Here is a 19397-nt window from a genome sequence, read left to right as displayed (position 1 = left end):
GCTCTCAGCGGCACCCCTCGCCGACGAGGGCCTCCTCCAGCACTTCGAGGGGATGGCGAATCTCGTAGCCCGTCCCGTGTTCCATCTGCATCGCGCAGGTCGGACACTCGGTCATCCCCGTCTCGGCGTCGGTCCGTTCCATGTGTTCGAACATCTCGGACCCGATTTTCATGGACGTTTCGTATTTCTCGTCCTTCCAGCCGTAAGTCCCGGAGATGCCGGAACACGAATCTCCCACGTCCTCGGCGTTCGCGCCGTCCAGACCGTCGAGGAGTTCGACGGCCTGCCCCGCCAGCCCCTGATTCCGGGCGTGACAGGGCGCGTGGTAGGCGAACTCGCCCGCATCGATCTCGGCGTCCGCTAACTCCGCTTCGAGGTCCTCGTGGAGTCGCAGGTATTCGAGGGCCTCGTAGGTGTGGGCCGCGACGCTGGCGGTCCCGTCGTAGCTGAACAGTTCCGGGTACTCCTGCCGGAGCGACATCGAACAGGACGTGCAGGAGGCGATGACGTCGTAACCCTCCTCGACGAGGCCCGAGAAGTTCTCGACGTTGATTCCGGCCGCGCGCTTGGCGTCCTCCAGCATCCCGTTGGCGAACATCGGCGTCCCCGAACACCGCTGCTTCGGAACGACTACCTCGTAGCCGAACGACTCGAACAGTCGGACCATCGCCTTGCCGACCGCCGGGGTGTTGTAGTTCGAGTAACAGCCGTGGAAGTACGCGACCCGTTTCTCTTCGGACCGAACCTGCGGGCCACCTCGCTTCTCCCACCACTCGCGGAACGTCTCCTCGGCGAACTCGGGGAACTCGCGCTCGCTGGTGATGCCCAGCACCTTCTCGTTGAACGCCTGCACGAGCGAGTTGCCCATCACGAAGTTGGTGAGTCGCGGGAACTTGCTCCCGAGTTCGGCCATCGTCCGGTAGTTCGCCAGAATCCGGTTGCGGACGTACTCCCGAGAGAGCTTGTCCATCTGGTTCTCGACGTACTCCCCCCGGGCCGTGTTGTGCATCTGGCTGAGGGGCACGTCGGAGGGACACGCCGAATCGCACCGCATGCAGTTCGAACACGACATCACCGAGTCGTCGATGTCGGTGTCCTCCTTGCGCTTGAGCCGCCACTGCTCGGGACCTTGGAACTTCGGCCCGGGGAAGTCGTCGTCCACCTCCGCGACGGGGCAGTTAGTGTCGCAGGTCGAGCACTTGTAGCAGTCGTCGCTCCCCGGTCGGAGGTCCATGTCTTCGCTCTCGGGGAACACCTGCACCGGTTCGAACTCGTCGTCCGAGACGGTCTGTTCCGCTCGCACGTCGTTCGGGTCACTCGCTCCGTCTGGGTCACTGGGGTCTATCGGCTGTTCTGCGTCACTCATAGATAGTCACCTCGTCACCTCCCGCGCCGCGCTCCGTCCGGCCGCCACGCCGGTGGCGAGCGAGACGCCCGCCCCGGACTTCTCCGCGGCGAAGTCGTAACCGCCCAGCACCGCCCCGGCGGCCCGCAGGTTCGAGAACTCCGCGTCGCCTCCCCGGTCGAGGGCTCGCAAGTCGTCGTCGGTCTCCACGCCGAACCGCGCGAAGGGGTGGTCGCCGAACGCCTCGTCGGCGAACCAGTCGTACCGGTCGCCCGAGTGGGGCACGTGGCAGTCGAAAATCGGTTCGGCGACGCCCTCCCGGTCCGAGTCGATGCCCTTGCCTACCAGTCCGCCGGTCGCCAGCACGAACTGGTCGGCGTGGAACGGAATCGCCGCGCCGTTGCGCTCGACGCGGACCGCCGCGATTTCGTCGCTGGCCGTCCCGCTCCCCGCCCCGCCGTCGGTCTCGTAATCGACCACCGGGTTCCCGGTCGTGAAGCGCACGCCCGCGTCGCGGCAGGCCGACACGAGCGCGCCTTCGAGGCGCATCCCCGGGAGGCTCGGCGGCCCCATCGGGACCTCGAAGACGGCCGCGCCGAGTTCGGCTTCGAGCGCCTCGCAAATCTCCGCGGTGTTGTGCTGACCGAGGAGTGCCGGAAAGCCCACGCGCTCCTCTCCGCGGAGGTGTGGTTTCACGGTCTCCGCGAGGGCCTCGCGGACCGGGAGTTCCGTCGTGTAACCGTCGCCCTCGACCGCCACGCGCTCGTCGCCGTCGAGCGCGTCGGCGAACCGGGTAATCTTGGCGTCCACCCGGAAGTCGCCGGGGAACGAAATCGTCGCGCCGCGCGCGGCGAACGGGACGCCCGCGGATTCGAGGTGGTCGGCCGCCAGCGGCGCGTCGAAGTCGGTGACGCTCTCGAAGCCGACGAGGAGGGCGTTCCGGTCGTCGCTCGCCAGTCCGGCCGCCGCGCTGGCGGGGTAGCGCGCGGTCGGTTTGACCGACCCGCCGTGGGTCGGTACGAGCGCGTTTCGGTCGGTGTGACCGCCGCGATACCGGTCGCCGACGACTCCGTCGAAGAGGTCCAGCGCCTCGCGGACACCCTCGACGCCCACGGTCCGGTACGGGTGAGATTCCGGCAGGTCCGGAATCGCGTCGAACGGGTCGGCGAGTGGGCCGTCACGGGTCGAGTCCGACTCGCCGCGGTCGGCGTTCGCGGACTCCGGCGGGTAGCCCAGCACGTCCACGAGTCCGCTCGCGCTCCGGAGAGTCGAGTCCTTGTGCGAGAGCACGCGGACGTCCGCGCCCTCGCGTGCGGCCGCGAGCGCGACGGTCATCCCGGCGATGCCGCCGCCGACGACCGTCACGTCGTCTTCAATCGCCACGCTGGCCTCCGTCGGCGGCGGGCCGCCGACCGGCCGACTCGCCCGCGTCGAACGCGCCGAAGTCTACGGGGTCGGCGTCTCCGGTCTCGTCTCCCGCGCGCTCTCGACCGTCCCCGGCCGGGTCGCGGTCCCGGTTCATCGTGGTCGCGTGGAGCGCGTAGTTGAGCGCGGCCTGTGAGAGCTGTTCGCCCCAGAGGGCGTGGCGCTCGCCCTTCCAGCGCTCCTCGAACAGTTCGTCGAGCGCGGCGTAGGCCTGCGGTTCGTCGAACTCGGGGTGGAGTTCGCTCGCCATCCGGTGACAGCAGAACCCGCCCTGACAGTTGCCCATCGACGCGCGGGTCCGGATGCGGACCGCGTTGAGGTCGGTGCCCGACTGGTCGATGGCGTCCCGCACCTCCGCGCGGGTGACGGCCTCGCAGTCGCAGAGGACCGGGTTCGGTTCGACCGACGAGAGCACCTCGTCCGCGCGACTGCCGAGTCGCTGGGCGCTGCGGCGCGCGACCGGCGAGCGCAGGCCGAAGCGGTCCATCCCGGCGTCGAGGACCGACTCGTCCTCGCTGCCGGGAAGGGGGACCTCGGCGGTGCGACACGTCGCGCTGACCCCGAGCTGGTCGCAGACGTGGTCGGAAATCTCCTCGGCCATCATCCGGTAGGTGGTGAACTTCCCGCCGACGATGGACGTGAGTCCGCGGAGGTCGTCGCGCTCCTCGTGGTCGAGCAGGAAGTAGTCGCGCGTGATGTCGGTCGGGTCGGCGCTCCCGACCTCCGGCGGTTCGTACAGCGGGCGGACGCCCCAGAACGACCGGACCGTCCGGGCCTCCCCGAGGATGGGGACGAGTCGCTTCAACTCGTCTATCATCAGGTCCACTTCCCACCGTTCCTCCGGGTAGTCGTCGGGGTCCGAGACCTCCTCGTCGGTCGTGCCGAGGATGGCGGTTGTCTCGTGAGGCACCACGATGTCGGCGTCGCCCTTCGGCCGACACCGGTTGACGACCGTGTCTACCTGCCTGCAGTTCATCACGACCATCACGCCCTTCGACGGTCGGACCTCGATGTCCACGTCCGCCATCTCGCCGATCTGACCCGCCCACGCCCCCGACGCGTTGACGACGTACTCCGCGCGAATCTCCTCGGTTTCGCCGGACTTCCCGTGCGAGCGCTTGCCGGGGCCGCTGTCGTGGCGTATCTCCGCGCCGGTGACGCGCTCGCCGTCGCCCAGCAGGTCCACGACTTCGGCGTGGGTCTCGACGCGCGCGCCGTGGTTCTCGGCGCTGACCGCGTTCGCCACGCAGAGGCGAAACGGGTCGATAGCGCCGTCCGGAACCCGAATCGCGCGCTTCACGTCCTTCGTGAGATAGGGTTCCTCGTCGCGGGCCTCCCGGGCGCTGAGGACCTCCGCGGGGATGCCACACTGCCGACAGCCCTCCAGTTTCTCCTCGAAGTACTCGTCGGGGTCGCCCTCCAACTGGACGAACAGGCCGCCGGTCTCCTCGACGCAGTGGCTCGCGATGTCCCGGAGGACGCGGTTCTCCTCGATGCACTCCTCCGCGCTCGCTTGGTCGGAGACCGCGTAGCGCCCTCCACTGTGGAGCAGGCCGTGCATCCGCCCTGTCGTCCCGTGGGTCAGGTTCCCTTTCTCGACGAGGGTGACCTCCACGCCCCGCATCGCCAGGTCTCTGGCGATGCCAGTACCCGTCGAACCCCCGCCGATGACGAGAACGTCGGTAGTAGCTGTCATCCGTTTTCTCAGACGTGGGACCCGCGATACTTTACTTTACCGCCACTGTCCTTTACAGAGTAAATTCTGTCGAGCCGCCACTGAGAAACTCTTCGACGGGAGAAAATCGGCCAGTATGGGGAGTCCCGACGAAAGTTTTATAATGAAAGTCAATATTGTTTACGGGTAGGACGGTACCGTGCGTAAAGTTCGCGCGGTTGTCTGAATCCGGTAGCGACTGGCGCTCACCGACGGTGGTAAACTATGTCAGGTAATTCATACATCGGCGCGATCGACCAAGGGACGACGGGGACCCGATTCATGGTCTTCGACCACGACGGGACCGTCGTCACGGACGCCTACGAGACGCACGAACAGTTCTACCCGGAACCGGGATGGGTCGAACACGACCCGCTCGAAATCTGGGAGAACACCAAGTCGGTCGTACGGGCGGCGCTCGACGACGCGGACCTCTCCGCCGAGCAACTCGCCGCCATCGGCGTGACCAACCAGCGCGAGACGACGCTGCTCTGGGACCGCGACACCGGCAAGCCGGTCCACAACGCCATCGTCTGGCAGGACCGCCGGACCACCGACCGCGTCGAGCAACTCGAATCCGAGGGCAAGGTCGAGGAGATTCGAGCCAAGACCGGTCTCGAAGCCGACGCCTACTTCTCGGCGACCAAGGCCGAGTGGTTGCTCGACAACGCCGACCCCATCAAGACCCAGCGCGCCCGCCCGGCCGACATGAAAGAGCGGGCCGCAGAGGGCGAACTCCTGTTCGGGACCATCGACTCGTGGCTCATCTACAACCTCACTGGGAACCACGTCACCGACGTGACGAACGCCTCCCGGACGATGCTGTTCGACATCCACGAGATGGAGTGGGACGACGACCTGCTCCGGGAGTTCGACGTTCCCGCGGCGTGTCTTCCGGAGGTCCGGCCCTCCAGCGACGAGGACTACTACGGCACCACCGACCCAGACGGCTTCCTCGGTGCCGAAATTCCGGTGGCGGGCGCGCTCGGTGACCAGCAGGCCGCGCTCTTCGGCCAGACCTGCTTCGACGCGGGCAACGCCAAGAACACCTACGGCACCGGGAGCTTCTTCCTGATGAACACGGGCAACGAGGCGGTGGACAGCGACCACGGCCTGCTCACGACGGTCGGGTTCCAGCGCTCGGGCGAACCCGTCCAGTACGCCCTCGAAGGCTCCATCTTCGTCACCGGCGCGGCCATCGAGTGGCTCGAAGACATGACGCTCATCGAGGACGCCGCCGAGTCCGAGGCGCTCGCTCGGAGCGTCGATTCGACCGATGGCGTCTACGTCGTCCCGGCGTTCACCGGACTCGGGGCACCGCACTGGGACCAGCGCGCCCGCGGAACCATCGTCGGGATGACTCGCGGCACGCGCCGCGAACACGTCGTCCGCGCGACGCTCGAATCCATCGCCTACCAGACCCGCGACGTCGCCGAGGCGATGGTCGCCGACAGCGGCATCGAGATGGAGAGTCTCAGAGTGGACGGCGGCGCGGTCAAGAACAACTTCCTCTGCCAGTTGCAGGCCGACATCATCGGCACCGAAATCGCCCGCCCCGAGGTGGACGAGACGACCGCGCTCGGGTCGGCCTACGCCGCCGGTCTCGCGGTCGGCTACTGGGACGATCCGGACGAACTCCGGGACAACTGGCGAGTGGACCGCGAGTTCGAACCGGACATGAACCGGGCGGAGGCCGACCGGATGTACGACCGGTGGAGCGACGCCGTCGAACGCGCGACCGACTGGGCGCGCGACGGGGGTGACTCGTGAATGGCTTGGGGTGACCTCTGGGCCGTCGAGATGCTGCTCGCGGCGTTCGCTGGCGGCGCGTTCGGCGCGGCGCTCGGGGCGCTCCCCGCGTTCATCTTCACCGGCTTCATGGTCATCGCTGGCGAGTCGGCCAACGCCATCGGCAAGATAGTCGCCGGTGGGTCCGACGCGGGCACGGCCAGCGAACTCGCGGCGGTCGGCATCACGGGGTCCATCGCGTTCGGCCCGGTGTTCTCCCCGGCTATCAGTTTCGCTGGCGGCGCGGCCGCGGCCGCCTACGCCGCCAAGAAGGGGTACATGGACACCGACTTCGACTTCCACGAGGCCAAGAACATCGCGTTCGCGCAGGGCACCAAGCCCGACGTGTTGGCTGTCGGCGGCGCGTTCGGTATCGTGGGCTACTGGCTGACCGTCGCCTCCTCGACGCTCGGGATGCCCTACGACCCCATCGCGATGGGCGTCGTGCTGTCGGCCGTCATCCACCGCGTCGTCTTCGGCTACGACATCATCGGCGACACCAGCGGCGGCATCCTCGACATGGGACCGTTCGAGGACGGCGACCGGCGCGTCATCGGCGAGGCCGCGACGGCCGACACCGACGGGAGCGGCGAACCCGCTGCCGACGGCGGTGAGCAGCGCGAAGACGCGCGAGCCTCGTCAGAGACTCGCTCTGACGGCGGGACCGCGGAGGGTCGATTCGTCGTCGAACCGTGGCTTCCCCACCAGTACAAGTGGGCGAACGTGGCGATGCTCGGGTTCGTCGTGGGCGTCCTCGCGGCGTTCGTCGCGTACAAGACGGGCAGTCCGTTCCTCGCGTTCGGCATCAGCGCGGCGAGTCTCGTCTTCCTCAACTGCGGCGTCGAGCAGATTCCGGTGACCCACCACATCAGCCTCCCCGCCAGCACCGCGGCGCTGGCGCTCGCTCCGGCGGGAATGTCGGTCTCGACGGCCCCCATCGCGGAGGTGGCGGCCGCGATTCCGCTCGGCCCCGCGCTCGCGGTCGGTGGCGTCTTCGGACTCGTCTGCGCCTTGGTCGGCGAACTCGTCCAGCGCGTCTTCTACGCGCACGCCGACACGCACTTCGACCCGCCCGCCGCGGCCATCGTGGTCGGCACCTTCCTCGTCGCGGTACTGGCCAGCGTCGGCGTCTTCTCCCAGAGCGTCTGGGTGCCGTCGCTCGGCTTCTGAACCGGCTGTCGGAGGACACCGGCGGACTTCTTTTCGACTCGGTTCGTGAGGTGGCCAGTCACGCGACCGGCTATCTGAACAGCGATTCATTCCGCAAGGTCTATCTGAATCTCCGCTCAATCGGCGGCCATGGCAAGCACGACGACGCGGCTCCGCCGACTCGTCTCCGACGAACTCGGCGAGTGCCGGGACGCCGACCTCGACCGTCGGCTCGCGGAACTGGACGACCTCGCCGACAGCGCCTTCGCCGACGACTCGGCTCGGCCGGTGTTCGCTGTCCTCGGCGACGAGACGCGCTACCGACTCGCCCGGGTCCTCGCCGCCGCGGACGACGAACTCTGCGTCTGCGAACTCGAACCGCTGGTCGAGGTCAGCGAGAGCGCGGTCAGTCACGCCCTCTCGGACCTCGTGGACGCCGGACTCGTCCGGCGGCGGAAGGACGGTAACTGGCGCTACTACGACGCCACCGAACTCACCGAGTCGCTCCTCGCGGCCGCCGACCGAGAGGTGACCGACTCGTGAGCGACGACATCGGCGTCCTCGACCGGTATCTCACGGTCTGGATCGGACTCGCGATGGCGCTCGGCGTGGGTCTCGGCTACGCGGTGCCCGGCGTCGCCGACCTGCTGAACGCGGTCACGTTCAACGGGACCAGCCTTCCCATCGCGGTCGGCCTGTTCGTGATGATATACCCGATAATGGCCGAAATCGACTACGGCCGCATCCCGAAAGTCACCCGCACCGCACGGACGGAAATCGGGTTGACGCTCGCGCTCAACTGGCTCGTCGCACCGTTCGTGATGTACGGTCTCGCGGTCTTCTTCCTCGGCGGCCACCCCGAATTCGTCACCGGACTGGTCATCGTCGGCATCGCGCCGTGCATCGCCATGGTGCTGGTCTGGAACGAACTCGCGGCCGGAAATCAGGAGATGTGCGCGGTCTGCGTCGGCGTCAACAGCCTCCTGCAGATCGTGCTGTTCGTCCCCTACGCGTTCGTCTTCCTCACGGTCCTCCGGGGAACGTCGGTGGACGTCTCCATCGGTCTCATCGCACAGACCGTGTTGGTCTTCCTCGGTCTGCCGCTGCTGCTGGGCTATCTCACCCAACAGGTCGCGTTCCGGACCGTCGGGAGGACGGCGTACTACGACCGAATCGTCCCCCGAATCAGTCCGCTCGGACTCCTCGGACTGCTGTTCACCGTCGTCGTGATGTTCGCGCTCAAGGGCGAGTACATCGTCGAGAACCCCGAACAGATAGCGCTCATCGCGGTTCCGCTGTTCGTCTTCTTCGCGGGGATGTGGGCGCTCGCCTACGGCGCGTCCGCCGCGCTGGGCTTCGACTACACCGAGAGCATCAGCGTCGCGTTCACCGCCTCGTCGAACAACTTCGAGTTGGCCATCGCGGTCGCGGTCGCCGTCTTCGGTATCGGGAGTAACGTGGCGCTCGCCACGGTCGTCGGCCCGCTCATCGAGGTGCCCGTGATGCTGGCGCTCGTCCGGGTCGCGCTGGCGACGAAGGACCGACTGTTTCCGGAGGCCCGCGGGGCGGGCGAAGTCGCCTACTCCGACTGATGCGAGGCCCGCGAACGACCGGTTTTTGTGGTTGACGCTCCCACCGTGAGCCATGGCTCCGCCGCTCGTCCTCGACATCGACGGTACGATGACCCGGCCCGACGACTCCGTAGACCCGCGGTTCTTCGACGTGCTCCCCGAGTGGGACGCGCCCGTGGTCGTCGCCACCGGGAAGGCGTTTCCCTACCCCGTCGCGCTCTGTCACTTCATGTACGTCGAGCAGAACGTCATCGCCGAGAACGGCGGTCTCGTCCTCTCGGGCGAGCAGGTGTCGAAGAACGCCGACGGCGAGGCCGCCCGCCGGGTCGCCGAGGAGTACGTCGCGGCGGGCTACGACCTCGGGTGGGGGCCGACGGACATGGTCAACCGGTGGCGCGAGACTGAGGTCGCCGTCGCCCGGGACCAACCGCTCGGCCCGCTGGCGGAACTCGCGGCCGAACACGGACTGGAGGTCGTGGACACCGGGTTCGCCTACCACGTCAAGTCCCCCGGCATCGAGAAGGGCGTCGGCTTGGAGTCGGTCGCGCAACTCCTCGACCGCGACCCCGAGGAGTTCGTCGCGGTCGGCGACTCGGAGAACGACGTGTCCACGTTCGGCGTCGCCGGGGAGTCCTACGCCGTGGCGAACGCCGACGAGAAGGCCAAGCGCGCGGCCGACGTGGTGTTGGACGAGTCGTACTCCGAGGCGACGCTCTCGGTGCTGGACGAACTTCGGAGCCGAGCCTGAACCGCCGCTACGCTCGTCTTCGAAGCCGTCGGAGCGCCCCCCGCGCAATCGCCGCGACGGCGACGAGGAACACGCCGACGACCAGCGTCCACGGTCCCCGGTCGCGGCCCGTCATCGTCGCTCCTCCTCGCCGACTTCCCCGTCGCGCCACGCCGCGAACGAGTCGAGCATCTCGCTCTCCTCGAACCGCTCGACGCAGGGCACGTCGTAGGGATGTAGCTCCTGGACGCGCGCTTCGAGGCGGTCGTAGGCCGCGTCGGTGGTCTTGGCCAGCAACACCACCTCGTCGTCCCGGTGGACCTCGCCCTCCCAGCGGTAGACCGAGGTGCAGGGGAACCGGTTGACGCAGGCCGCGAGTCGTTCCTCCACGAGCGTCTCGGCGAGGTCGGACGCCGCTTCCGGCGGCGCGGTGACGTAGGCGGTCGGCATACCCGTAGCTCCGGTGCGGTGAATCTTAAGGCTCAGCCCTCTTTCGGCCACCTTTTTACGCCTCGGGTATCCTCGCGTCTCCGGCGCTGCGGGTACCACTCGGCGCAAAAATCTGGACCAAAAAGGCCGCTCGCTCACTGCGTTCGCTCGCGGTGGGTGACGACGTTGCGTAGCGTCAGTGAGGCAGCAGTGAAACCGAATTAGCTCAGCCCTCTCGGGGTAGTCGGACTGGCGGTCCTCGCTTCGAGCCTCCCGAGCGACCGCGCGAGGCGTCCGGGCGGGTGTCGTCCCGGCTTCGTACTTGAATCCTCGTCCGGCCGACGGCCCCGAGTCACCGCTCGTGGACGCGCATCGGCATCCCGTCTCGGGGATGCATCGTCAGCGTCGGCCGGAGTTCCAGTTTCCTCTCGCGGGCGTATTCGAGGCGGTACTGCTGGGCGGTCCGGGCGAGGATGAGTTTGGCCTCTAACTTGGCGAGGTGCTTGCCGATGCAGTGACGGGGACCGCCGCCGAACGGGAAGTACGCGAACCGCGGTCGGTCCACGTCGCGCGTCCACCGGTCGGGGTCGAACTCGTCGGGGGCGTCCCAGTAGCGCTCCGAGCGGTGCATCGCCCACTGCGAGAGCATGATGGCGGCGTCGTCCGGGATTCGGTAGCCGCCCAGTTCCACGGGACCCTTCGGTTCGCGGAACATCGTGTACACCGGCGGGTACAGCCGCATCGCCTCGTCGATGACCCGTTCGACGAAGTCGAGGTCTCTCACGTCCGCCATGGTCGGCCGGTCGTCGCCGAGTACCGCCTCGATTTCGTCGTGGACTCGACGCTCGACCGCCGGATGCTGGGAGAGCAGGTACCACGTGTACGTCAGCGTGAGCGCGGTGGTGTCGTGGCCCGCCAGCAGCATCGTCATCACCTCGTCGCGAATCTGGCGGTCGGACTGCTCGCCGCGGTCCTGCGCCCGCAGCAGAATCGAGAGCAGGTCGTCCGGTCCATCGTCGGCGGCGGCGTCGCCGTGAGTGCCCCGTCGTTCCGAGACGATGTCGTCGATGACGTCCTCCATCGTCTCCACCGCGTTTCGGTACTCGCTGTCGCCGGGCATGGGGAGCCACTGCGGCGCGGCGAACCGGACGGGGTCGGGTTCGAATCGAGCGCCGAGCGGTTCCAGTGCCTCGCGGATGGTCCGGACGCGTCGGTCGTCGAGGTCGGTGCCGAGCATCAGGTCCACGATGACCGCGAGCGTCACCTCCGTCATGTCCAGTTCGACGTTGATTTCCGCGCCGTCGGACCACTCCGCGAGTAGGTCGTCGTTGTGGGCGACGATGTCGTCGGCGAACCCCGTCAGCCGACCCGGCCGGAACGCCGGACTGGCGAGGTCGCGCTGTTCGCGCCACGTCTGGCCCTCGCTGAGCAGGAGACCTTTCCCGAGCAGGTCGCCGAGCGCGTCGTCCTGAAACTCGGGCTTGCGGAACCGGTCGGCCTCCGAGACCAGCACGCGCTCTACGTCGGCGGGGTCGGTCAGGAGGTAGGTGTTCAGCGGCCCGAGGTCGAACCGGACCACGTCGCCGTAGGCCTGTTCGCAGGCCGACAGGAAGCGGAACGGGTCGCGGGCGTACCGGCGACTGCTGCCGAACAGCGGTTCTCCGTTCGGTCCGGGCGGTGAGGAACTCATCAACACGATATTGGGCTGTATCCGGATGAATCCAGCGGTGATGTCAACCGGTAAACTGGCGTTCGCTCCCGCTGACGAGGACCGGGACGACCCTCCACCAGCGTCACGGCGGTGTCGGTCAGACGGCGGACGGTCCCCATCGGGTTGCCCGACCCGGTCGCGCTACGCCGCCTCCTCCCCGCCCCACTCCGAGAGATTCAAGGAGCGTCCCCTGCCCATACACTACCAATGCGTGACGACCACCTCATAACTGCCAAACAACTCTCGCGCGAGGACGTGGATGCGATTCTCGACCGCGCGGCCGAAATCGACGCCGACCCGGCGGCGTTCGCGGACCGCCACGCCGACGCGATACTCGGTCTCCTCTTCTTCGAGCCGAGTACCCGGACCAAGATGAGCTTCGAGACCGCCATCAAGCGCCTCGGCGGCGACGCCGTGGACATGGGCACTGTCGAGTCCTCGTCGGTCAAGAAGGGCGAGAGTCTCGCCGACACCGCCCGAGTCATCGAGGGGTACGCCGACGCGCTCGTGCTGCGTCACCCGAGTCAGGGCGCGGCCAAGATGGTCGGCGAGTTCGTGGACGTGCCGCTCCTGAACGCGGGCGACGGCGCGGGCCACCACCCGACCCAGACCCTGCTCGACCTCTACACGATTCGGGAGAACGCAGGTCTCGACGACCTCACCATCGGCATCATGGGCGACTTGAAGTACGGCCGGACGGTCCACTCGCTGGCCCACGCGCTGACCAACTTCGACGCCGACCAGCACTTCATCAGCCCCGAGAGCCTGAAACTCCCGCGGAGCGTGCGTTACGACCTCCACGAGACCGGAGCGAACGTCCGGGAACACACCGAACTGGAGGAGATTCTGCCCGCACTCGACGTGCTGTACGTCACCCGCATCCAGCGCGAGCGCTTCCCCGACGAGAACGAGTATCAGGCGATAGCGGGCGAGTACGGCATCGACCTCGAAACGCTCGAACCCGCCAAGGACGACCTCACCGTCATGCATCCCCTGCCCCGCGTGGACGAAATCGCGCCCGAGGTGGACGACACCGACTACGCGACCTACTTCGAGCAGGCCCACAACGGCGTGCCGGTCCGGATGGCGCTGCTCGACCAGATGCTGGAGGACCGACAATGAGCGACCACCAACTCCGCGTCAGCAAGATTCCGAGAGGCACCGTCATCGACCACATCCGCGCCGGGCAGGCGCTGAACGTCCTCGCCATCCTCGGTATCGACGGCGAGTCCGGTGAGACGGTCAGCGTCGGGATGAACGTCCCGAGCGACCGGATGGGTCACAAGGACATCGTGAAGGTCGAGGGCCGCGAGTTGAGTCAGGACGAGGTGGACGTGCTGTCGCTCATCGCTCCCGAGGCGACCATCAACATCATCCGGGAGTACGAAGTCGCCGAGAAGCAGTACCTCGAACGCCCCGACAGAGTGGTCGGCGTCCTCTCGTGTCCCAACCACAACTGCATCACCAACGCCGACGAACCCGTCGAAACCGAGTTCGAGGTGCTGGACGACGGCGTTCGATGCGAGTACTGCGAGACCATCGTCCGCGAGGACCTCGCGTCCCACATCGCGACCGAGTAGCCCATCGGTCGCCGACCGCCCGTCTCGTCCTCTCGACGCCGATTTCCGAGTCCGATAAGCGTCGGCTACTCCGCGTGAAACGTCTCGTTACGCCGAAAAACGGTCAGAACGGTCGTTTTCGTTTATCTTTCGTCTCGAAGTACGACAGGGACATGGATTCACGACCACCCTTCGCAGTCGCCGTCGCGGCGCTCGTCCTGCTCGCGGGCGTCGGGTCGGTCGTCGGCGTCGGTCCCGCCGAGAGCGTGGCGGCCGACGCCCCCGAACGCGTCGCCGACGGTCCGGTCCACCGGAGCGGGGACGCCGTCGCCCAGTACAAGGTGTCGCTCGACAACGTGACCATCGAGACGTGGCTCGTCCGCAACTCCACGGTGGTCAACGTGACGATTCAGAACGTCGTGGTCCGGAACGCCACGACGGCGGACGGGCGAACGACGAACGTCACCCTCTCGAACGTGACGGTCGGTCGGTTCGTCCTCGAACGCGCGCGACTGAAGAACGTGACCGCCGAGCGACTCGTGGTGCGCAACAAGTCGGTTCTCGACATCCCCGGCGGGAGCTTCATCGACCCCGACGTCGAGAACCGGACTATCGAGCGCCACTGGACGAAGAACCTGACCGTGTCCGGAGTCGTCATCGACCAGATGACGGTGGACGCCGCGATACTCTGCGGGAACGCCACGCTCGGCCAACAGGCGACCGACGCCGCTTCGTTCGACCCGACCGCCAGCGAGGACGACCCGGACATCACCGTCGAGAACGGTACGGTCGGCGAGGCGCTCATCATCAAGGGCGGCGCGACCAACTGGTCGGTCGAGTCCGTCCAGCAACCCGCCCCGAACAACGCGACGCTGCCGAAGGGCTGTAGCCGCGGATAGCGAGGGCGCTGCGTCGGTAGAAGGACCGACCCGAGTAGGAGCAAGTCCACCCCAGAGCGAACCACTTACCCCGCGCGCCCGCCAACGTGGGGTATGTTCGGCGTCGTCACGCGAAACGAGGAGGAACTCGACTGGCCGGAGTTCGACCTGCGCTTCTACGAAGTCAAGGACGTGACCGGACGCTCGGCCGAACCGGTCGCCGAGGGGGTGAACATGGTGTCGTGCTTCGGGGACAACGCCGCCGTCGAAGCCGACCCCGACCTCGCACCGGTCAACGAGGCGGGCGAGCGCGCGACCCGCGAGCGACCCTACTTCGACTGGGCCTACGTCTGCCCGACGCGCGAGGACTACCGCGAGGGCGTCCTCGAAATCATCTCGGACTGCGCGGCGGTGAACCCCGACGTGCGACTCGACGACGTGGGGTTCCCGCGAGCGGAGTACTGCCACTGCGAGCGATGCACCCGACAGTTCGAGGAGAGCGACTTCGAGGACCGGTACGCGTGGCGCGCCAGCGTCGTCACCGAGTTCGTGGCCGAGGCCGCCGACCGGATTCCGGGCAAGACCTACTTCACGCTCTACCCCGACCCGTATCCGGGCCACCTCTACGAGCGCGCCGGTCTGGACCTCGAAGCCCTCTCGGAGTACGTGGACGAGTTCGTCGTCCCGCTCTACGACATGGCGTACGAGACGACCTACTGGCTCGAAACCATCGCCAGCGGCTTCGAGGACGCGCTCGACGCGCCGTTCAGCGTCGAACTCTACGCGGTGGACGTGGACGTGGACAACCTGATTCACGCCGCGGAAGTCGCCGAGGCCTACGGCGAGAACGTGCTGTTCGGCTACGACGCCAGCAACGCGCGGGCGACGCTCCGCCGGATGAAGGCCGAGTCGCGCGACGGCGTCTCCCACAACTGAGTCGAGTCGAACCCGTGCGGTCGGCGGTGTCCTCGCTTCTGCTTCTACTTCCCTCGTCCTCGCGTCATCGCTCTACTCCCACGTACTCGGTCGATTCTCACGTCTTCGCCCGGCCTCCCCCGCATCTCTGCGGTGGCACGTGCCGGCGGACCTCCGTGTCCGCCGCGGCGCGTGAGGGACGACCGAACTGTGTCGTTCGAAAATCGAAGATTTTCGTGATGACGAGAGAGCTTTGCTCTCTCGAACCATGAGGGAGGAGGTTGGGGAGGCGTGAGGTGCGGGGCGGTGTTTGCGGTTTCATTGGCTCAAGGAGTAGCTAGCTTCTCTCATTTTCCGCCTCGCGGGACAATCGCTAGCTTCCCCGACTCTGTGCCCACGATAAGAAAAAGCGAACGTCCGGAAGCGATGGACCAGAGTACACATCTCTAACAGCGACCAGACGTTACGTCAGTCGAACGCGAACTCGCGCCACGCCAGCAGGTCCTCCCGGTCGCGGGTGTTCTCGGGCAGGTCGTCGAACCACTCGGCGTCGGTGATTTCGCCGTCCGGGTCGTCGGGGTCGGGAGTCGTCGGGTGCTCGACGCGGGCCTCGAACAGCGGGAGGACGCCCCACGTCGAGTAGTCGTCGCACCGAACCTCGACCCGGACGTTCATCGCCAGTCCGCGGTAGGACGCCTCGACGCCCGCCTCCTCGGCGAGTTCGCGCTCGGCGGCCTCCCGGAACGACTCGCCGGGGTCGGGTTCGCCGCCGGGGACGACCCACTTCTCGACGCCCGAGTGCCAGACGAGCAGGAGTTCGCCCGACGGCCGGTAGACCACCGAGTGGGCGCCGTAGGGCGCGCCGAACTCCGCGATGCGTTCGGCGAGCGTGCGAAATCGGGGTCGGGAGACTCGCCGGGCGTGACTCCGGTCGAGGAACTCCTCGTAGTCGTCGGTCAACTGGTGGTGGACCTGCTCGGCCCGCTGTTCGGCCTGCGTGGTGAGGTACCAGAGGTCGTCGATGGTAGTCATCTCGGTGACGCTGGTCGGCGGACTGCTCGTGAAGACCGTGGCGAGAGGGCGAAGGGCGTCGGGCGTCGGGTCATAATTCGAGGGTTTCGTCGGCCGCCCGAATAAGCCTTCGGTCCCCCGAAGGCTCGACGGTACGGCCGCCTCGGCGTGCGGTCTCGTCCGCAGGGACCGACCCTGCCAGCGGTGGCGCGACCATCGAAGCTGGTCCGAACGGAGCGAAGCGGTCCGCGTCGCCCGACGCCGAACCGGGTCGTTTTTATCGGCCGCGGAGTTAGTCGGATGCATGAGCTTCGAGGAAGACGACCACGTCATCCTGCACGACGAGCACAGCGACTACGACGGCGAAGAGGGACAAATCACGCAGGTGATGGACACGATGTTCGGCGACAGCACCTACACCGTCAGCTTCGAGGACGGACAGGAGACCGGTATCCCCGAGGACGCGCTGGAAGCCGCCGACGGCGACGAAGACGACGAAGAGTAGCGACTCGATTTACCGCTCGTTCTCCGAGACCGAAGCGCGGTAGTTGCGGATGCGCCGAGAGTGAATCGTGACCCTGTAGTCCAGACGGAGGACCGGAAACCTCCGCCGAGCGCACCGCCAGCGAACGCGGAGACGACCTGCGACGAACGAAACGCCTTTTTCCGTTCGGGGGTCCTACCTCCTCGCAATGGCCGAAGTTCCGTTTCACTACATCGACCTGCGGGCGTTCTGCTACGCCACCGAGGACGACAAACGCGTCGAGCAGGCCCTCCGGACCTACCTCCCCGAGGACTTCGAAATCGAGCGCGCGACCAGCGAGGGCCACCACGGCGACCGCATCCTCGTCCTCTCGACGCGCGTCGAGAACGCCGACGAGATGCGCCACGTCCTCTCGAAGGTGGCCGAGCTGCCCGACGCCGACACCCTGCTGGAGGAACTCGACGAGCGCGTGGACGAGAACTGCTCGCTGTTCCTCCGCCTCGACAAGCAGGCGGCCTACCGCGGCGAGGCGGAACTCGGCGAGGGCATCACCTTCCGCGCGAAGGTCGAGGCCTACCCCGCCGAGAAGGACGCCGCCGTCGAGAACGCCCGCGAGGCGCTGGCGGCGCTCTGAGCGCTGGCACGAAGAGCACAACTCTCGCGCATCGACCGAAGAAAAGAGGGCGGTTACCGGGTTAGTGCGCCGAGAAGCCGTCTATCATCTCGTCGCAGTCCGGACAGGAGACGAGTTCTGAACCGGTCGATTTGCTCCCGAGAGGTTCGCCGTTCCGTCTCGTCTGGGTCTTCGTTCGCCGATTCAGGTCCGAACCGCAGTGTGGACATTCTATCATACGGATCACCAGAATTCGCGTGTGAACAGATACCATTACCCGCACTGGGCTAATATACTTTGTGTCGAACTGCCGCGTCGGCGACGAGTCCGGTTCGGGCGACAGTCAGGACCCGGGCAGGATGTCGCCGAGTCCGGCCCCGAGCGCCATCGCGGAGAACGTCACGCTCGTCTGGCAGAGCGCCAGCCACGGGTCGGCCCAGTCCACGCGACCCCAGACGGTCATCATGACGACCGCGGTGAGAAACGACACGCCGACGACCCCGGCGAGCCGTCGCGGGACGAACCCGAACAGCGGCCGGTGAATCTCGACCTGCTGGATCTCGGCCACGTACAGCAGGCCGATGACCAGTCCGATGGTGCCGACGAGAGTGACCGCGAGGGAGGCCGGATGGGCCGCGATGAACTCCCCGATTTCGATGGTGCCGCCCTCGACCAGCATCGGTATCCCGAACACGACGCTGCCGACCAGCGCCTCGGCGGCGTCGTGGCGGTCGAACCCGCGGATGACCCGGCCGAACGCGCTCGGCGTCGAGACGCGTCGGGCCATCCGCATCGTCTCGCGGACCTGCTCGCGCTCCTCGGGGTCGTCGACGGCCTCCTCCAACTCCTCCAGTTCGTCGAGCAGGTCCTCCATCTCGGGGTCCTCCGACGAGTCGGACCCTGCGGAACCGAGCCGGGAGTTAGCGCTCCGGTCGCTCATGGGTGGCAAGTTACGCCGGGAAGGCATAAACGCCAAGGTCGTGGCGAGTCGGGTTCGGGGTATGCCAGCAGCACTCGTCACGGGGGCGTCCCGCGGCATCGGCCGAGCGATAGCCGAACGGTTCGCGCGAGACGGCTACGACGTGGTCGTCAACTACGTTTCGAGCGCACAGAAGGCGCGGGCGGTCGCCGAGACCATCCGAACCGAAACCGGGAGCGACGCGGTCGCGGTCCGGGCCGACGTGGGCGACCCGGACGACGCCGCGGACCTCGTGGACGCGACGGTCGAAGCCTTCGGCGGTCTCTCGCACGTGGTGAACAACGCGGGCGTGGACCAGCACGTCTACACCGAGGACCTCTCGCCCGAGGACTTCGACAGCGTGATGGACACCAACGTCAACGGCGCGTTCAACGTGACCAAGGCCGCCCTGCCCCACCTCCGGGAGGCCGCGGAGCAGGATACCCCCGACGCCGACTCCGCGCCGACGCCCTCCGTCACGAACGTCTCGTCGATTCTGGCGTACACGGGCGCACCCGTCGAGTGCCACTACGCCGCGTCGAAGGCCGGACTCCTCGGTCTCACCAAGAGCCACGCCGGGGACTTCGCGCCGGAGGTCCGGGTCAACGCCATCGCGCCGGGTCACGTCGAGACCGACATGACCGCAGACCGGACCGAGGCGGAGAAGGAAGCCGAACTGGCCGAGATTCCCGTCGAGCGATACGGCCAGCCTGCGGACATCGCCGACGCCGCGGCCTACCTCCGGGACGCCGGGTTCGTCACGGGCGAGACGCTGAACGTCAACGGCGGCGAACTCATGCGGTAGCGACGTTAGGAGGCGTATCTTGGGACACGAACCGGTCGCGCTCGGTGAGTTACTCACCCCGGCGCGTGCTGGTGCGACCCCTCGCGGGCAGCGCCATCAGCATGCGAGGGACGAGGACCGCAGGCCCGTGGCCGAGGACCGCAATCGGTTAGGGAGGCGTGAGGCCCGCGGTCGCGGTGCGGGGCGGTTTGCGGTACGATTGGCTCGAGCCTGAAGCTAGCTTTACTCCGCCCTCGTCAGGTGGCCACTCCCAGACAGAATCAGACTCTCGCGGGCGGAACCACCGCTCCTAACGACGGAACCACGCTCTCACGA

20 protein-coding genes are annotated in these 19397 nt (G+C 67.3%); 12 read left to right on the top strand and 8 right to left on the bottom strand.

Features of this window, described 5'->3' with window-relative positions; translation table 11 throughout:
- Positions 1–4: 4 nt before the first annotated feature.
- The 3 genes from NGM06_RS14415 to glpA are packed head-to-tail and all read right to left on the bottom strand — an operon-like array spanning position 5 to position 4466.
- Positions 5–1366, bottom strand: a complete 1362-nt coding sequence (locus NGM06_RS14415; RefSeq protein WP_254267630.1) for an anaerobic glycerol-3-phosphate dehydrogenase subunit C — start codon at positions 1364–1366, stop codon at positions 5–7.
- A gap of 6 nt (positions 1367–1372) precedes the next feature.
- On the bottom strand, positions 1373–2728 hold the full coding sequence (glpB, locus tag NGM06_RS14410) for a glycerol-3-phosphate dehydrogenase subunit GlpB (RefSeq protein ID WP_254267629.1): 1356 nt from the start codon (positions 2726–2728) through the stop codon (positions 1373–1375).
- A complete protein-coding gene (glpA, locus tag NGM06_RS14405) occupies positions 2718–4466 on the bottom strand; it encodes an anaerobic glycerol-3-phosphate dehydrogenase subunit GlpA (protein ID WP_254267628.1) in 1749 nt (582 codons plus the stop codon). The genes glpB and glpA overlap by 11 nt, the downstream gene beginning before the upstream one ends.
- Positions 4467–4709: 243 nt before the next feature.
- Here glpA and glpK point away from each other — a divergent pair, with 243 nt between their 5' ends.
- The 5 genes from glpK to NGM06_RS14380 all read left to right on the top strand — a co-directional run bounded on the left by glpK (position 4710) and on the right by NGM06_RS14380 (position 9740).
- Positions 4710–6254, top strand: coding sequence for a glycerol kinase GlpK (gene glpK / locus NGM06_RS14400; RefSeq protein WP_254267627.1), 1545 nt, complete (start codon positions 4710–4712; stop codon positions 6252–6254).
- On the top strand, positions 6255–7442 hold the full coding sequence (locus NGM06_RS14395) for a DUF7973 family transport facilitator (RefSeq protein WP_254267626.1): 1188 nt from the start codon (positions 6255–6257) through the stop codon (positions 7440–7442).
- 129 nt (positions 7443–7571) lie between these two features.
- Positions 7572–7964 carry an ArsR/SmtB family transcription factor gene (locus NGM06_RS14390; protein WP_254267625.1) on the top strand — a complete coding sequence of 131 codons (393 nt, stop codon included), beginning with the start codon at positions 7572–7574 and terminating at the stop codon, positions 7962–7964.
- Positions 7961–9013 carry an ACR3 family arsenite efflux transporter gene (arsB, locus tag NGM06_RS14385; protein WP_254267624.1) on the top strand — a complete coding sequence of 351 codons (1053 nt, stop codon included), beginning with the start codon at positions 7961–7963 and terminating at the stop codon, positions 9011–9013. The genes NGM06_RS14390 and arsB overlap by 4 nt, the downstream gene beginning before the upstream one ends.
- Before the next feature lie 52 nt (positions 9014–9065).
- Positions 9066–9740 carry an HAD hydrolase family protein gene (locus NGM06_RS14380; RefSeq protein WP_254267623.1) on the top strand — a complete coding sequence of 225 codons (675 nt, stop codon included), beginning with the start codon at positions 9066–9068 and terminating at the stop codon, positions 9738–9740.
- Between the two features lie 111 nt (positions 9741–9851).
- On the opposite strand, the gene cutA is transcribed toward NGM06_RS14380, so the two are convergent.
- Both cutA and NGM06_RS14370 read right to left on the bottom strand, forming a co-directional pair.
- On the bottom strand, positions 9852–10169 hold the full coding sequence (gene cutA / locus NGM06_RS14375) for a divalent-cation tolerance protein CutA (protein WP_254267622.1): 318 nt from the start codon (positions 10167–10169) through the stop codon (positions 9852–9854).
- 331 nt (positions 10170–10500) lie between these two features.
- Positions 10501–11838, bottom strand: coding sequence for a cytochrome P450 (locus NGM06_RS14370; RefSeq protein ID WP_254267621.1), 1338 nt, complete (start codon positions 11836–11838; stop codon positions 10501–10503).
- A gap of 228 nt (positions 11839–12066) precedes the next feature.
- Here NGM06_RS14370 and pyrB point away from each other — a divergent pair, with 228 nt between their 5' ends.
- The 4 genes from pyrB (at position 12067) to NGM06_RS14350 (ending at position 15232) form a co-directional block, all read left to right on the top strand.
- Positions 12067–12981: an aspartate carbamoyltransferase gene (pyrB, locus tag NGM06_RS14365; protein ID WP_254267620.1), complete on the top strand. Its 915-nt coding sequence runs from the start codon at positions 12067–12069 to the stop codon at positions 12979–12981.
- The gene (gene pyrI, locus NGM06_RS14360) at positions 12978–13439 is read left to right on the top strand and encodes an aspartate carbamoyltransferase regulatory subunit (RefSeq protein WP_254267619.1); all 462 of its coding nucleotides are present in this window, start codon (positions 12978–12980) and stop codon (positions 13437–13439) included. The genes pyrB and pyrI overlap by 4 nt, the downstream gene beginning before the upstream one ends.
- 152 nt (positions 13440–13591) lie before the next feature.
- A complete protein-coding gene (locus tag NGM06_RS14355; protein ID WP_254267618.1) occupies positions 13592–14317 on the top strand; it encodes a hypothetical protein in 726 nt (241 codons plus the stop codon).
- A 93-nt stretch (positions 14318–14410) separates the two neighbouring features.
- The gene (locus tag NGM06_RS14350; RefSeq protein ID WP_254267617.1) at positions 14411–15232 is read left to right on the top strand and encodes a glycoside hydrolase family 18 protein; all 822 of its coding nucleotides are present in this window, start codon (positions 14411–14413) and stop codon (positions 15230–15232) included.
- A 447-nt stretch (positions 15233–15679) separates the two neighbouring features.
- On the opposite strand, the gene NGM06_RS14345 is transcribed toward NGM06_RS14350, so the two are convergent.
- Complete coding sequence (locus NGM06_RS14345) at positions 15680–16243, bottom strand: NUDIX domain-containing protein (RefSeq protein WP_254267616.1); 564 nt, start codon at positions 16241–16243, stop codon at positions 15680–15682.
- Positions 16244–16526: 283 nt separating this feature from the next.
- Here NGM06_RS14345 and NGM06_RS14340 point away from each other — a divergent pair, with 283 nt between their 5' ends.
- Positions 16527–16727: a DUF1918 domain-containing protein gene (locus NGM06_RS14340; RefSeq protein ID WP_163521825.1), complete on the top strand. Its 201-nt coding sequence runs from the start codon at positions 16527–16529 to the stop codon at positions 16725–16727.
- 187 nt (positions 16728–16914) lie between these two features.
- Positions 16915–17340, top strand: a complete 426-nt coding sequence (locus NGM06_RS14335) for an RNA-binding protein (RefSeq protein ID WP_254267615.1) — start codon at positions 16915–16917, stop codon at positions 17338–17340.
- Positions 17341–17401: 61 nt separating this feature from the next.
- Here NGM06_RS14335 and NGM06_RS14330 read toward each other — a convergent pair whose 3' ends face one another.
- Both NGM06_RS14330 and NGM06_RS14325 read right to left on the bottom strand, forming a co-directional pair.
- Positions 17402–17557 carry a hypothetical protein gene (locus NGM06_RS14330; protein WP_163521823.1) on the bottom strand — a complete coding sequence of 52 codons (156 nt, stop codon included), beginning with the start codon at positions 17555–17557 and terminating at the stop codon, positions 17402–17404.
- Between the two features lie 105 nt (positions 17558–17662).
- Entirely contained in the window at positions 17663–18259 is a 597-nt protein-coding gene (locus NGM06_RS14325) for a DUF2391 domain-containing protein (RefSeq protein ID WP_254267614.1), read from the bottom strand.
- A gap of 61 nt (positions 18260–18320) precedes the next feature.
- Between NGM06_RS14325 and NGM06_RS14320 the strand changes: the two genes are divergently transcribed.
- Positions 18321–19082 (top strand): SDR family oxidoreductase, encoded by a 762-nt coding sequence (locus NGM06_RS14320; RefSeq protein WP_254267613.1) that lies wholly within the window; start codon positions 18321–18323, stop codon positions 19080–19082.
- Positions 19083–19397: the final 315 nt, after the last annotated feature.

It is taken from the genome of Halorussus aquaticus (assembly GCF_024218795.1).
Classification (GTDB): Archaea; Halobacteriota; Halobacteria; order Halobacteriales; family Haladaptataceae; genus Halorussus; species Halorussus aquaticus.
This window is presented reverse-complemented; position numbering and strand designations above follow the sequence as displayed.